This is a genomic window from Nocardia nova (assembly GCF_002933465.1).
GTDB classification, from domain to species: domain Bacteria; phylum Actinomycetota; class Actinomycetes; order Mycobacteriales; family Mycobacteriaceae; genus Nocardia; species Nocardia nova_B.
On sequence record NZ_PSZE01000047.1, the window covers coordinates 1 to 13954 of the forward strand.

A 13954-nucleotide genomic window follows, 5' to 3' on the forward strand; every position below is an offset into this window, starting at 1 on the left:
ACTTTCTTTCCTTCAAGTGACTTGGCGGTCTTTTGAAGGATCACGCGGTGACCACCCTCTACCCGGCTACGACACGCTCAGACATTTGCTGGCGTCCGGTCATACACCATCCTGCTGGACTCAACCCTTTTCTCCCGGCGGCTTAGTTCAGGACGGCCAGCTTGGGGGCAGGCTTGTCAATGGTCAATTAGACATTGGTGTCGTCGCGCTCGAAACCCATAGTGCGGGCAGTCCAGAGTTGGTTCGCGGGCGAACCGCGACTCCCTCTTGGAGGCTGCACAAGCCGGGACCGGTTCCGGCGCAACATCTTCGACCTCAATTGCATCGATCGGTGACATACCGTGAAGTGGTGCGATGACCAGAGATACACCGGTGGATCGAGCTCGTCTGCCCGAGCCGCAGGAACGGCTCAGGACATCGTTCAGGTCGGCGATCAAGGATTTGAGGTCGGCCAACCGCCACCATGATTTCGAGCGCTTGTGTGTCACGCACGCGCGACTGCGCTTCGATCCCAGCCTCAGCGAATCGGTTGGGCCGGTCAGCGCGGGCGGAGACCGCGCCGCGACGGCTTCAGCCGCTGGACCGCTCTCGACGAGGACGGCGCCTCGTTCGCGGCCACGTTCCAGCCACCGGGGGCGACCACGACAGTCGTGGCCTGCACCACCACGCTGCCCGACCGGCTGCCGGACAAACTGAAATCCGATGTGACACAGATTCTTTCGGATAGTCGCCCGTGTGGCCGGATCTTGCATTACACAGTCGAGTCCCTGTCGGAGACGCAGTGGAGCCGCGACGACATCCCCGCGATCATCGAGCAATGTCGCGACCCCCAGATGATGGAATTCACCCGAATTCCGCGCCCCTACACCAGCGAACACGCCCACCAGCTCCTCGCGCTCGCCCGCGCCGGCTGGCAGGCCGCATCGCCGACCTCACCGCGCTTCTGGGCCATCGCCGCCCCCACCGCGACCGGATACCGGTTCGCCGGAACGATCGACTACCGGCCCACCGGCCACCGCACCGCCACCGTCGGCTACGGGTTACACCCCGCCCACCGCGGCGCAGGCAGGCCTGATGTCGGTCGCCCTGAGCCTGGTCCTGGACTACGCCTTCGACCACGACGGCCAAGAACTCATCCACTGGCAAGCCGCCGTCGGGAACTGGGCGTCAGCAAAAGCGGCCTGGCGCAACGGCTTCCGACTCGAAGGACACGTACGCGGGCTGTGCCTGCGACCCGACGGCGGCATCAACGACGGCTGGATCGCCACCCTCCACCGCGACGACCCACGCACCCCAGGCCAGCCCTGGCCCGCCACAACATAACCCGTCCCCACGGAACAGCCCGGGCAGGGCAGGCCGGGCCAGCGGGCGACATCAGATCGAGCACCACCTCTTCGGTGCCTCGTCCCGCGCGCCGGATGCACCGAGTCGAATCGAGATTCTCATCGGCTACCGTCAAGCCCGGCCATGTGACACCTGGATAGACCTCGGACGAAGCGGGTCATGTCGGCGAAGTTCGCGACCGCCCGTGGCAGTAGTTCGCCGGCCACGTAGGTGAAGGGCGGGACGTCGCGATCATCGGAGCGCGTCACTGCGAGGCCGGGTTCGAATTCGTCGTACAGCGAAAGCACTGCTTTCTCTCCCCCATAGACCAGATGCATATCCTCGTGCTGGCGGCGGTCGAACCACACGGCTCCCGCATAGCGGGTCATGCACTCTCCCAGGAAACACACGACCTGATCGGCATGCTCGGCGTTGGTCGGGTTCGTCATCGCCGCGCGCGTGGGGAACCATTCGGTGAGAAGCTGTTGGATCCGATCCACCTCCGGACCGGAGTCTGCCCAGAGGTGATCCGGTAGTTCCGGCCATCCGATCTTGTTGAGAAATTCTCGCACTTGCCGCGCGCGCCGTTGCGGCGCAGCCCATTTCGCCCAGGCAGACGCGGGCACGGAGCCGGGGTCGTTGGTGAGCACCGCACGGATGAGGCGCTGATACTCTGCTGCCGCGGCGGCCTGCCGCTGTTGCTGTTCGCGTGCGTAGGCGTCGTCGTCGGCCTCGTCGGTGTCATCGTCGGGGCGGAAGAGGAACCGGACGTGGTCGAAACCGAATTCGGCGGCATACTCGAGCCACGACCGCACGGTCGTCAGCTCATGTCCCTCGACATCGTCGGCGTCGCGCAACGCGGGTCCCTCGGGGAGGTAGCACCACTCCTGGCCGGGGTGGTTGTGGATGGAGCACTCGCCGAACCATCGCAGGAACTGGTCGACCAGGTCGGGATCGGCCGGCGTGCGGACCGATTCGACATCAGGGAACAGATCGTCGAACACCTGGGCCACGCGTTCGACGGCCTCGGCCGACCAGACCGGCTGCGGCAGACCGCGAATCGTGACGGACCCGAATTTGTTCAGTTGCGTCGGCATCTGCTGGAACCAGTGCCGCCACTCCACCGGCCCGGGTGGCACCCGCCGCTCGATCGGTGTCAGCGCGACATCGCCGAAGTCCAAACCCATCTGTTCGTCGCTCACGTCGTGATCGCTCCACGTCTCGAGGGGTTCCACGAAGTCTGCGCGCCGGCAACGCTCGAACGATGGCGCCCGGCCATCGTATCCAAACCCTCTTCCGCACTCCGAGATCCATCAGTCGACACTGGCCTGACAGTGCCCGACCGCCGAGGTCGATCGGTCGACTGTCCGACCATCGGTGGATCCGTTCCAGCGTTTTCACCGCAACCGCGACCTAGTTCTGGTCATCGTGGTCGAGGATCTCGAAATAGTTCCGGACGGTGGCGCGCAATGTAGCGACTTCCTTGCGGAGCTTCGCGGCACTCTCGGCTGCTTCAGCGAGGCGGGCGTTGTCGTCGCGCAGCTTCTGGTTTTCCTTGACCAGCTGCTCATAACGGACGAGGAGGTCCTGGGTTTCGAACAGATCCTGCTCGGCGCGAACGACCAAGGTATCCGGTTGGGATGGGTTCGCGGCTTCTTCGACACCGGCGAGATCGTCGACGCCCTCATCGATTAGAGCCTCAGCGTCGACGTCGGCATCCTCCGACACTGGGGCGGCTGCGGTTTCGACGACAGCCGACGTCTGCGGCGGTGCTGCGTCCGCATGCGCGTTCACCCAGTTACGCAGAGTTCCGGCGCTCGGCATTCCTGCTTCCTGGTCTTGGAGCCGAAGTGCAGCAGCGTGGAGTGACAATCCTTCCTGGTCCATCAACGCAACGACCTTGCTGGCCGCGGCGGTCCGAAACTCCCGGGAATACGTAGGTTTCTTCACCGCTCCCTTTTCGCGATGCTGGCTGGCATTGTTACGCGAGATCGTGCCCTCATCGGCGCGCGCAGCGGTCTTCTTGGCCGATTTCTTGGCGAATGTGATGCCGTCGCGGCGAGCCCAGGTGATCAATGTCGTCAGAGGAGGACCATCGGTGAACTCAGCGGCGACGTACCTGGCGGCCTCCGCCTGAGTCTTCCCCTGTTTCGCCGCCTCGCGCAGCATTTCGAGTGCGGCCTCACGCGTCGATGTCGGGTGCGTGGGCCGGAAATTGTTCTTACTCATTACAGAAGTCCCTTCAAATCCGGCATGCAAACCAAACTTCAGCCAAGAGCACCGGGAATTCCTGACTGATTTGACGAAACGCTACCTGCTCGCCCAAAAGATCTGCACAGGAACACCAATCACCGCCTCCACACCAAGCACAGCAACGGCACCGAGACACGACCAGACGAAAGGGGCGACTCACTGCGACACCGCGTCGTCATCAAGTCGCAGATACTGTCCCGCTCGGGCGAACCCTCGTCGGTGGTAGAGGTCCGCTACCTCGTCGGCCGCACCCAACGCCAGATGCGGGATACTCTGTTCGCCAGCCCATTCCATGACGGATGCGATCAACATTGCGCCGATTCCACGCCCCTGTGCTCGGGGAATTACCTGGGGCACTGCTGATATTCGAGATCTGCACTATTCCGATTGTCAACTTCGGTCGACCGCGATTAAGGGAACCATCCCAGCGGTGGGCAGCTGCACGACATACCCACCGGGTCGGTGCCGGCCCACATCGGATGGAATGCAGGGATCACGCACAGCACCTGGTCGCGGGGTCATGCGTCGGAACGGCGGGGTTCCGCCGATCCCGAGCGTCTCGTTGTAGCGGAGGCCGCGCGGGGTCGGGCCGGCCCGGCACTGCACCCGGTACACCGATCGGGACCTGGGGCATACATCGTGGCGCCCGAGGCGCTGATGTTGACTCGCGACAACCTCGCCGACGTCATCGACGCCAAAGTTCTCATGCGCTGCCATGGAGATGCGGTGGCGGAAAACGGTGAGCGTCAACGCTTCTCTGCGTGAACTGGTGCCGAGAATGTGGTCGGCCTGCTCGGCGTCCATGTCGGCGTCGGGATTGCGCGGGGGTCGCGGCCGCGGTTCTCGCTTTCGGTCCGTCCCCGCCGGGGCGTCGAGATCCCGATCCGCAGCACCCAACACGGGCGGCAGGCCCAGCTTGGGGTGGCGACCAAACCGAACGCATCATCGGCTGTGGTGTCCTATTCGAGCGCTTGTTCGAGGTCGGCGGGCGTCCGGTCTGTTCTAACGCTATTGGGCGCTCACCCGCCGTGCCGCGGTACTTGCGGGGCCCCGGCCACGCAGCAGATCATCGACGACAAAGTCTGCGGTTGAGCCAGGTAAGCAATGTGTTGCCCCGTCTGTGACGGGTGCTGTCAGCCGGGCAGTCGGGAGTGCCGGTCGTCGTGGCAGAGAGCTCGGGCTGGGCCGCCACTTCCCTACTACCGCTGCCGAGTGCCGAACGACGTCGGCAGACCAGATGGCGTGCAACCTTCGAAGTTCATCGGAGATCGATTGTGGCTGCGGGCCGGTCGATCGGATTGTTTCGGTGGTCAGGTGTACCAGCTCACGGGCCAGTGGGGTGGGTAGGTCAACCAGCAGTGCGCGTTGGTGTTGACATTGCAGCAGTTCGCCGTCGTCGGCGCCGGGGCCGGGGCCGGGGCTATGTAGCACGGCGGCATGTGCGGCCGCGACTTCCTGCTGCACGTCGGCTGTGGCTGTCGGGTCGGGCGGTGAGGTGTCGGCGGATGGGGAGTTCAGGGTGGCGGCTGGCTCGGACTCGAGGTCGCTGCGGCCGCTGTCGCGGCCGGCGGCGCGGTGACCGTTGTCTCTCGTGCGCCTCTGCCCCTGGCGAACGTGCTCGGTCCCGAGATCACAATTGCGATCGCCGACACCGTAGATAGGGCGGCGCGCAGCCGGTCGCTGTCGTCGACGCTGCGCAGATACAGCACCCCGCCGGCATCGGCGCCGGGCAGCGGCAGCCGCCGCGGCACTGCGTTGACGATCGTGGCGCCGGCCAGGTCGCACAGACTGCGCAGCTTGCTCGGGGACGCCGGCGCCGATCGCCCGGTCAGCGACGTCACCGGGCGTAACGCCGGTCGGCTCGGCCATTGCCGCGTCGCTGGGCGTTGCCGTGCCTCGAAGTCGCTGTCGCGCAGTCGAATCACCTTGGCTACATCACTCATCGGTGCGATCCCGTTCCGGGCTCGGCGAGGCGTGAGAAGCCATGTCCGGGCCGTGGAGCTGACGGCGAACCGGTCGCATGCCTCGGCTCCCGACGAGGTTCCTCCGAGGCCGGAACCATCGTGGCCTTTGCGATATGCATGGTGGGCACCACCATTCGATTCAGTGCGGAAAACACTTGCCGGCCCCTGCCGGTTCGAGCCCGCCGGGGCCGGGATCATCGTGGCGTCGCGGTGGACAGTGACGGAAGGGTCAGCGGAGGGTGACGGTGATCGCGCTGCCGACCACGGTAGCCGTGACGCCGAGCAGGTGTTCGGTGATCATCGCGGCGATCGGCTGGATGTGGCGGTCTTTGCGGGCGACGACGGCCAGAGTGCGGGCGTCAATGACGTGAGTGAAGGCGAGATCGCCCACCGTCGTTGCCGCGAGCACGTCCCGCGGAAGTGTCGGAGCGGGTAACGCGGACACGGCGTCTTGCACCCGGCGGATCACGCTGACCGCGCGCTGCGGGATCTCGAGCGGGTGATGGATCGGGGGCGAGGGCAGCATCGCGGTGGTCATCGCATTCTCCTCGGGATCTGCGGTATGGGCGGTTGTGTCGAGTCGCCGCTTCTCGGCCGGGCCCGTGGGTCGTGGATGACGCGTGTCATAACCGGGATGGCTTGGCCGGCGAGCCTCGCAGGATTAGTTTATACAATAGAAGATTGTAAAAACTAGGAGGTGGGTCACATGCCCGACACGGATCTGACACAGACGGGACCGTCGGAGTTGGATGTGCGGGAGTTGCGCAAGCCGGACAAGCATCCGGCGATCTTCGCGCGGTTCGACGCCCTGGCTGCCGGAGAGTCGTTCGTGCTGGTGAACAACCACTATCCGCGGCATCTGCGCGATGAGTTCGATGTCGAGCATCCCGGTGGGTACAGCTGGGATGTCGTCGAGGACGGGCCGCGTGTGTGGCGGGTGCGGATCGCGAAGCTGGCCTCGACGTCATTGCCGCGGATTCTGGCCGATACCACCGCGCTCGAGCCGGGGCATCCGGACACGACGGGGGCGATATGGACGTTGCCGGTGCGCCGACGCGATCTGGATGCCAATATCATTCGCCTCGCCGCGCGGGGGCGCATCGATGCGCACACCGGCCCGGACCTGGATGTGCTGATCCATGTGCTCGACGGCACGGGCACCCTCACCACCGAACTCGGTGAGCTGGAGTTGACGTCGGGTGCGCTGGTGTGGCTGCCACGCCGGTCCCGGCGCGCGTTCACCGCCGGCGCGCACGGGCTGCGGTATCTGACCGTGCATCAACGCCGCCAGACACTGGCGCTCGACCCGATCAGCTGAGGGCGGATCGCCGGGGCGGCATCGGCCCGCTGTCAGGGCACCACAGTGACCGGGCAGCTGGCCCGGCGCAGCAGTCGGGCGGCGGTGGATCCGGTCAGGCGGTGTAGTCGGCCTCTCGACCGGCCGACGACGAGGCTGTCGGCGCTGTTCTCCTCGGCCAGCCGCGCCAGTTCGACCGCGGGGTCGCCGCGACGGACGGTGAACGACCACGGCAGGGGCAAGTCATGGAGGATCTCGGTAGCCAGCTCGCGGACGGTGGTGATCTGCTCGGCGGCGAGTGCGACGTCGGTGTCGGCGCCCATCGGTGCCAGGCTGGTCAGGTAGGCGCCGGTGCCTAGGGTGGTGATGTAGGCAACCAGCAGGGTGGCATGCATACGGCGCGCGGCGCCGGCGGCATAGGCGAGGGCATGCGGGGCGGCCTCGGAGGTGTCGATGCCGACGACGATGAGCGGGCTGCCCGCCCGGTCGTGACGATCGCGGCGATGCGCGATCTGTTCCATCAGCGACTCGAGGTGCTGATCGCGAGAGCGCCGCGGATCGGGGCGTGATTCAGCCGAGCCGGTCATGGTCGCGCGGCCAGAGTGTGCGGGGCGGTGCGTGATGATGTGGGGCGGCGGCCTCGAGTCGGCGGGTGTGGTGGTGGCGCGGGGTGGCGCGCGGTGCGAGAGGTGTTCATGACACGCTGTGGGCCAGTAGCAGGATGGCCCCGCCGAGCAATGCAGCGATTTTCAGGATTTCCAACACCACATACTCGTAGTGGCCGCGCGAGCGGGGCGAGTCGTGACCGGCGAGCACGGCATCGCTACGTCGGGTCAGACGCGGCCGGACCAACGTCAACTGCACGAGCAGCGCCGCGAGGGCGACCATCAGGGCCGTGACGGTGACGGTGCCGGGCGGGTCGATCGCGAGGGCGACGACAATCGTTGCCGCAAAAACGATTTCGACGCTATTGAGGGCGCGGAAGACCAGCCGTCCGATTCCGAGCCCGATCGGCACCGTGACGCCGGGCGCCCGGAATTTCAGCGGCGCTTCCAGGAAGGAGATCGCCAGCACCATACCGAGCCAGCAGAGCCCGGCCGCGGTGATAACAGCCCCGGCGGCGGTCATTGCGCTGATTCCATCTGCGCCGGGGCGGGCCCCGCGCTGGCGGTCGCGGTGAGATGGGCCAGGCACAAATCGGGTTCCGCGAACGCCTCGAGCCGCTCGACAGCCACCGGTGCGGCCCGGCCCTCCAGCACACCCTGCATCAGGCCCAGATGGATCGGGCACACCACACTCGCACGAGTTTCGGCCAGGTCGAGGAAGGGGCAGTGCCGCAACCGGATTCGCGTCCGGCCGCTACCGGTGTCGGGTTCGGGGTCGAATCCGACCTCGTCGAGCACCCGCACCAATTCTCCGACAGCCTGCTCGGCGGTCGGTGCCTCGGCATCCATGTCGCGAGTCATCTTGCGGCCCCAGCTGCGCCCGGCCTGCATCGCGCGATCCGACGGGTCGGAGTCGGCGGCCACCTGGGCGGTGAGGATGTCTGCGAGTAGCCGGTAGTTACGCGGCCCGGCGGGGTCCATCCCCCGATGGGCGCGAAACATTTGCGGCGGTCGACCCGGACCGGTGCGCGGACTGTCGACCCGCTCGGCTTGGCCGGCCTCGACCAGAGCCTCGAGGTGAAAACGCACCGTGTTCGGGTGCAACTGCAGATGCGCGGCGATATCGAGGATGCTCAACGCGTCACGGGAACCGCGCAATACCGCGAGCACCTCCCCACGCCGGCCACCAGAAGGCCCGGCCGGCGTGGCACGCGAGTTGGGCGGTGTGGTCGCGGAGGTTGTTTCGCGTGTCATGGCTGGGCACTCCGTTTCGGCAGCGCGGCGACCAACGGCGTATCCACCCCGACGGGGCCGAGTTTGGTCGCGCCGCCGGGAAATCCGAGAGGTTCGTCGCGACCGGGCAGGGCCTGGGTGAAAAAGGCGGCGTTGTCGTCGAGGTAAGGCTCGAGCTCGGCGGGCAGGTCGTCCTGGTAATAGATCGCCTCCACCGGGCACACGGGCACACACGCGCCGCAGTCCACGCACTCGTCGGGATGGATGTACAACGAACGAGCACCCTCGTAGATGCAGTCGACCGGACACTCCTCCACACACGCCCGGTCCATCACGTCCACACAGGGCTCGCCGATCACATACGCCATACCTCTATTTATACATCCAAAGCTTGTATAAACTAAGCCGCGGGTGACGCACCCCACCGGAATTCTCGGCGCACGCCGACGCAGCGGATCCGGTCGACATCGCCTCGGCGTCTCGCTCAGCGCGCGGGTCGATGCACCGGTTGGTTCCGAATCGGCGGCCGGGGTACGTCACCGCCATGCGTGCCCGTCGAGGATGTTGAACCGAGAGGGGATTCACCGTTGTCTGCAGCGCCCGTCGACATCAAGCCCGTCCCACAGGCCGAACGCCCGTTCCCGGCGCGGATGGGTCCCAAGGGTGCGGCGATCTGGAAGATCCTCACCACCACCGACCCGAAACTGCTCGGCGTCATGTACATCTTCACGGCGATCTCGTTTTTCTTGATCGGCGGGTTGATGGCGCTGCTGATGCGTGCCGAACTGGCGCGGCCGGGGCTGCAATTTCTGTCCAATGAGCAGTACAACCAGTTGTTCACGATGCACGGCACGCTCATGTTGCTGTTCTATGCGACCCCGATCGTGTTCGGTTTCGCCAACTGCGTGCTGCCGCTGCAGATCGGCGCCCCCGACGTGGCGTTCCCTCGGTTGAACGCGCTCAGTTACTGGCTGTACCTGTTCGGCGCCACCGTTGCGACCGCGGGATTCATCACCCCCGGTGGCGCGGCGGATTTCGGGTGGACGGCGTACGTGCCGCTGAGCCTGGCCGTACATTCCCCCGGCGTCGGCGCCGACCTGTGGGTGATGGGTGTGGCTCTCACGGGTGTCGGCACGATCCTGGGGGCAGTCAACATGATCACCACCGTCGTGTGTTTGCGCGCGCCCGGCATGACGTTGTTCCGGATGCCGATCTTCACCTGGAACATCCTGGTCACCAGCATTCTGGTGCTCGAAGCGTTCCCGATCCTGACCGCCGCCCTGATGGGCCTGGAGGTGGATCGGCACCTCGGCGGGCACATCTACGACCCGGCCACCGGCGGCCCGATCCTCTACCAGCATCTGTTCTGGTTCTTCGGCCACCCCGAGGTCTACATCGTGGCGATACCGTTCTTCGGAATCATCACCGAAATCCTGCCCGTGTTCAGCCGCAAACCCGTCTTCGGCTACACCGCTCTCGTGTACGCGACCATCGCCATCGCCGCACTCTCGTCGGCGGTGTGGGCTCACCACATGTTCGCCACCGGCGCGGTGCTGCTGCCGTTCTTCTCCCTGATGTCGTTTTTCATCGCGGTACCCACGGGGGTGAAATTCTTCAACTGGATCGGCACCATGTGGAAGGGACACTTGACATTCGAAACCCCGATGCTGTGGTCGCTGGGATTCGTCACCACCTTCCTGTTCGGCGGCCTGTCCGGGGTACTGCTGGCCAGCCCGCCCCTGGATTTCCACATCACCGACACCTACTTCATCGTCGCCCATTTCCACTATGTGCTGTTCGGCACGATCGTGTTCGCGACCTTCGGCGGCATCTACTTCTGGTTCCCGAAATTCACCGGCCGCTTCCTCGACGAACGCCTGGGCCGGCTGCACTTTTGGACCACCTTCCTGGGTTTCCACACCACATTCCTGGTGCAGCACTGGCTCGGCGCCGAAGGCATGCCCCGCCGCTACGCCGACTACCTGCCCGCCGACGGATTCACCACTCTCAACACGATCTCTACGATCGGGTCGTTCATCCTCGGGTTCTCGATGGTCACGTTCGTGTGGAACGTGTTCAAAAGCTACCGCTACGGCGAGGTGGTCACCGCGGACGACCCGTGGGGGTACGGCAACTCTCTGGAGTGGGCGACCAGCAGCCCGCCGCCGCGGCACAACTTCTACGAGCTGCCCCGAATCCGTTCCGAGCGACCAGCTTTCGAACTGCACTACCCGCACATGATCGAACGCATGCGTGCAGAATCGCATATCGGCTGGGGCTCCGCGACCCGCCCCTCCCACCCCCTCACCGTCGCACCCGTCCCAGCAGACAACGGTGGCCACAACCAGACAGTCCAGCAAGCCGATCCCGGAAGCGATCCCGATGCCGAAGGATGAATCCCGCCGCTGCGCCGCGTACCCGAAGACCTCTGACGCGGCCACCGATGAGAAGGCCTCGACTGACGGCCACATCTGTCGCACGGCCCGGTCCGCAACCCCACCACGACGCCGGTTGTCACCTCTGCTCGAGGTCGCCAGGAGCCGCGGGGATCGCTCGCCGCCGAACTCGGTCGCAGCGCTGTCCGGACGGGCCGACGCACCGAATCCTGATGCAGGATCGGCCGATTCGTGCACTGCCCGACGGGTCGGACACTGTCTGGACAGTAGTGGCGGCCCGCAGTTGCCGCGGCGTTGCCGGACCCGCAGGGCCACGGGACACGACAGAAGGTCCCGCTGTCCCGGACACCGGAGGCAGGAAGAGTGAAGGTGGGTTCATATGGCCACAAACGTGACGTCGTATGTCATGCGCGTATCGGACCTGGATCGTTCGATACGCTTCTACCGCGAGGTGTTCGAATGCTCGCAAGCACTGCGCGAACCAGACGCCGCGCTGCTCCTGACGCCCTCCGGTTTCCAGCTGTACCTCTGTGTGAGCCGGCATCACGGCGCGCTACCGATCGGCGGCATCGGTGTCGAGCAGATCGTCTGGTCAGCCGACAGCGAAGCCGAATTACATCGGATCGAGGGCCGCCCCCTACCTGCCAGACTTTGGTGAGACCACTCGGTCTGTAAGTTATCTGTAGGTGTTGTAGGGCGAGGTCAGGGATATCGAGCAAGGTGACTATGGGTGCGGCCGATCTGCCTGCCGAGGACGGCGCGGCGAAGAGGTCGAGGAGGGGTGAGTCGGGGCGGCCGAAGCGGCGCTCGTTCACCCCGGAGTACAAGTTGGCGATCGTGGCCGAGTACGACCGGTTGACCGAGTCGGGAGCGCGTGGTGCGTTGCTGCGGCGGGAGGGCCTGTATCACTCGCACGTGATCGAGTGGCGTCGTGCGCGCGACGCGGGTGCGTTGAACGCGTTGGCGGCCAAGCCGACCGGGCCGAGCCCGTCGAAGACGGCGGCCGAGCGTGAGAACGAGCGGTTGGCCGCGAAGCTGGCGCGGGCCGAAGCCGATTTGGAGAAGACCAGGAAAGCCCTGGCGATCATGGGAAAAGCGCACGAGCTCTTGGAAATGCTCTCCGAGAGCGCGGGTTTCGACGACAAACCAACGACGTGATCGATGCCGCGGCCCTCGAGCTGGAACCGGTGACCGGCACCCGGGCCGCGTGCCGGTTGACCGGTAAATCCCGGGCCACGTTGCATCAGCATCGCAATCCGAAACCGCCCACGCTGGGGGCGCGGCGGCCGGTGGTGCACCCGGCCGCCCTGTCGGCGGCCAAACGGGCTGAGGTGCTGGCCGAGCTGCGCAGCGATCGGTTCGTCGACAAGTCGCCGGCGCAGGTGTGGGCGATTCTGCTCGACGAAGGCACCTACCTGTGCTCGATCTCCACCATGTATCGGTTGCTGCGCGGCCACGGGGAGGTCCGGGAGCGTCGCCGCCAGGCCACGCATCCGCCGCGCACCAAGCCCGAGCTGGTGGCCACCGGCCCGAACCAGGTATGGAGTTGGGACGCAACGAAATTGAAAGGACCGTTCAAGGGCGTCTACTACACGCTGCTGGTGATGCTGGACATCTTCTCCCGCAAGGCCATCCACTGGCGGGTCGTACCGGGCGAATCACAGTGGATCGCAAAGCAATTCCAGCTCGACTCGATCATCGCCAACGACGGGATCATGCCCGACTACATTCATGCCGACAACGGCGGCCCGATGACGAGCAAGCCGGTGGCAGAACTGCTGGTCGACCTGCATATCACCCGCTCGCACTCGAGGCCACGAGTGAGCAATGACAATCCCTACAGCGAAGCGAATTTCAAGACCCTGAAGTACTGCCCGGCGTTCCCGGAGCGGTTCGCCTCCATCCGGGAAGCCGACCGGTTCTGCCGGGCGTTCTTCACCTACTACAACGACCATCATCGCCACTCCGGTATCGGATTACACACTCCCGCAACGGTTCACGACGGCACCGCCACCGCGATCCGCGCCGAACGCGGTGAGGTACTCGCCGCCGCCTACGCCGCCAACCCGACCCGGTTCCGGCGGCCACCGACCCCGCCCAAGCTGCCGACAGCGGCCTGGATCAACGAACCCCCGAAGGAGAACATCAACACAGAATTCGTAGCCTGACCGGTCTCACCGGGTTTGACAGATTCCGGCCTGCGTGAGCACTACAAGAGCACCTACACCCACACCCGCAACGGAATCACCTTCGTCGACGGTGTCGACCCGGACGGTATCCGCATGCTGATCACCCACCCGACCCCCAGCAGCTTCCCCGCGAGGTGATCGATGACCGGTTCCGGTGAGACCAGCGAATCCAGAGCCGGCGTCCTATCGGCGCCTGCACCAGCCGGCACCGACCGCTGGCACCCGACTCGGCCCGGCGCCGATCGCAATGAACGGCCCAGCCAGCCAGACTATTTCGCGACCGTCAGCAGCACCGCGCTGTCCTCGAGCGCCTCGAGGCTGTGGCGGGCCTGCGGCACCACCAGCAGGTCACCATCGCGCCCTTCCCACGAGGTGTCCGCGCTGCGTAGCCGGACTCGCCCGCGCAGCACCAGCAGCGTCGCCTCACCCGGATTGTCGTGCTCGGCCAGCTCCGCGCCGGCCACCAACGCGACCACGGTCTGCCGCAGCCGATGCTCGTGCCCGCCGTACATCGTGTCCGCGGCGCGCCCCGCCGAGGCCGCGCCGGCTCGCTGCAACAGTTCACGCGCCATCGCATCCACCGAGAACTTCTCCATCACCGCTCCTCGCCTCCCATCCGACATCACTTCGATTCGTCATCTTCCCGCATCACCGGATCCCGGACCAGCAGGACCGGCGCCGCCGCGCATTCGTC

At 65.8% G+C, this 13954-nt stretch carries 17 protein-coding genes and 1 pseudogene; 9 read left to right on the forward strand and 9 right to left on the reverse strand.

Going from position 1 to position 13954, the window contains the following annotated elements:
- Positions 1-704: 704 nt before the first annotated feature.
- Positions 705-1055, forward strand: a pseudogene (locus tag C5E41_RS36080) (GNAT family N-acetyltransferase); the annotation flags it as partial.
- Between the two features lie 19 nt (positions 1056-1074).
- Complete coding sequence (locus C5E41_RS35565) at positions 1075-1323, forward strand: GNAT family N-acetyltransferase (RefSeq protein ID WP_258081390.1); 249 nt, start codon at positions 1075-1077, stop codon at positions 1321-1323.
- A 119-nt stretch (positions 1324-1442) separates the two neighbouring features.
- Here C5E41_RS35565 and C5E41_RS31520 read toward each other — a convergent pair whose 3' ends face one another.
- The 3 genes from C5E41_RS31520 to C5E41_RS33545 form a co-directional block, all read right to left on the reverse strand.
- Positions 1443-2525, reverse strand: coding sequence for a hypothetical protein (locus C5E41_RS31520; protein WP_146097755.1), 1083 nt, complete (start codon positions 2523-2525; stop codon positions 1443-1445).
- Between the two features lie 211 nt (positions 2526-2736).
- Positions 2737-3552, reverse strand: a complete 816-nt coding sequence (locus C5E41_RS31525) for a hypothetical protein (RefSeq protein WP_146097756.1) — start codon at positions 3550-3552, stop codon at positions 2737-2739.
- A gap of 180 nt (positions 3553-3732) precedes the next feature.
- Positions 3733-3933: a GNAT family N-acetyltransferase gene (locus C5E41_RS33545; protein ID WP_258081391.1), complete on the reverse strand. Its 201-nt coding sequence runs from the start codon at positions 3931-3933 to the stop codon at positions 3733-3735.
- 282 nt (positions 3934-4215) lie between these two features.
- Between C5E41_RS33545 and C5E41_RS35570 the strand changes: the two genes are divergently transcribed.
- Positions 4216-4341: a hypothetical protein gene (locus C5E41_RS35570; RefSeq protein WP_258081392.1), complete on the forward strand. Its 126-nt coding sequence runs from the start codon at positions 4216-4218 to the stop codon at positions 4339-4341.
- Positions 4342-5769: 1428 nt separating this feature from the next.
- Here C5E41_RS35570 and C5E41_RS35580 read toward each other — a convergent pair.
- Positions 5770-6078 carry a hypothetical protein gene (locus C5E41_RS35580; RefSeq protein WP_104379342.1) on the reverse strand — a complete coding sequence of 103 codons (309 nt, stop codon included), beginning with the start codon at positions 6076-6078 and terminating at the stop codon, positions 5770-5772.
- A gap of 168 nt (positions 6079-6246) precedes the next feature.
- On the opposite strand from C5E41_RS35580, the gene C5E41_RS31540 reads away from it, so the two are divergent.
- Positions 6247-6858 carry a DUF2249 domain-containing protein gene (locus C5E41_RS31540; protein ID WP_104379343.1) on the forward strand — a complete coding sequence of 204 codons (612 nt, stop codon included), beginning with the start codon at positions 6247-6249 and terminating at the stop codon, positions 6856-6858.
- Positions 6859-6890: 32 nt separating this feature from the next.
- Here C5E41_RS31540 and C5E41_RS31545 read toward each other — a convergent pair whose 3' ends face one another.
- The 4 genes from C5E41_RS31545 to fdxA all read right to left on the reverse strand — a co-directional run bounded on the left by C5E41_RS31545 (position 6891) and on the right by fdxA (position 9043).
- A complete protein-coding gene (locus tag C5E41_RS31545; RefSeq protein WP_104379344.1) occupies positions 6891-7424 on the reverse strand; it encodes a universal stress protein in 534 nt (177 codons plus the stop codon).
- A gap of 106 nt (positions 7425-7530) precedes the next feature.
- Positions 7531-7965: a hypothetical protein gene (locus C5E41_RS31550; RefSeq protein WP_104379345.1), complete on the reverse strand. Its 435-nt coding sequence runs from the start codon at positions 7963-7965 to the stop codon at positions 7531-7533.
- Positions 7962-8696, reverse strand: coding sequence for a helix-turn-helix transcriptional regulator (locus C5E41_RS31555; RefSeq protein ID WP_104379346.1), 735 nt, complete (start codon positions 8694-8696; stop codon positions 7962-7964). The genes C5E41_RS31550 and C5E41_RS31555 overlap by 4 nt, the downstream gene beginning before the upstream one ends.
- The gene (gene fdxA / locus C5E41_RS31560; protein WP_104379347.1) at positions 8693-9043 is read right to left on the reverse strand and encodes a ferredoxin; all 351 of its coding nucleotides are present in this window, start codon (positions 9041-9043) and stop codon (positions 8693-8695) included. The genes C5E41_RS31555 and fdxA overlap by 4 nt, the downstream gene beginning before the upstream one ends.
- A 282-nt stretch (positions 9044-9325) precedes the next feature.
- Here fdxA and ctaD point away from each other — a divergent pair, with 282 nt between their 5' ends.
- The 5 genes from ctaD (at position 9326) to C5E41_RS31585 (ending at position 13398) form a co-directional block, all read left to right on the forward strand.
- Positions 9326-11071 (forward strand): aa3-type cytochrome oxidase subunit I, encoded by a 1746-nt coding sequence (gene ctaD, locus C5E41_RS31565; protein WP_104379348.1) that lies wholly within the window; start codon positions 9326-9328, stop codon positions 11069-11071.
- A 379-nt stretch (positions 11072-11450) separates the two neighbouring features.
- Positions 11451-11729, forward strand: a complete 279-nt coding sequence (locus C5E41_RS31570; protein ID WP_104379349.1) for a VOC family protein — start codon at positions 11451-11453, stop codon at positions 11727-11729.
- 68 nt (positions 11730-11797) lie between these two features.
- Complete coding sequence (locus C5E41_RS35585) at positions 11798-12229, forward strand: transposase (protein WP_258081393.1); 432 nt, start codon at positions 11798-11800, stop codon at positions 12227-12229.
- On the forward strand, positions 12226-13239 hold the full coding sequence (locus C5E41_RS31580; RefSeq protein WP_104379350.1) for a DDE-type integrase/transposase/recombinase: 1014 nt from the start codon (positions 12226-12228) through the stop codon (positions 13237-13239). The genes C5E41_RS35585 and C5E41_RS31580 overlap by 4 nt, the downstream gene beginning before the upstream one ends.
- 15 nt (positions 13240-13254) lie before the next feature.
- The gene (locus C5E41_RS31585) at positions 13255-13398 is read left to right on the forward strand and encodes a hypothetical protein (RefSeq protein WP_181063513.1); all 144 of its coding nucleotides are present in this window, start codon (positions 13255-13257) and stop codon (positions 13396-13398) included.
- Positions 13399-13529: 131 nt separating this feature from the next.
- Here C5E41_RS31585 and C5E41_RS31590 read toward each other — a convergent pair whose 3' ends face one another.
- A complete protein-coding gene (locus C5E41_RS31590; protein ID WP_104379351.1) occupies positions 13530-13856 on the reverse strand; it encodes a cupin domain-containing protein in 327 nt (108 codons plus the stop codon).
- Positions 13857-13954 lie beyond the last annotated feature (98 nt).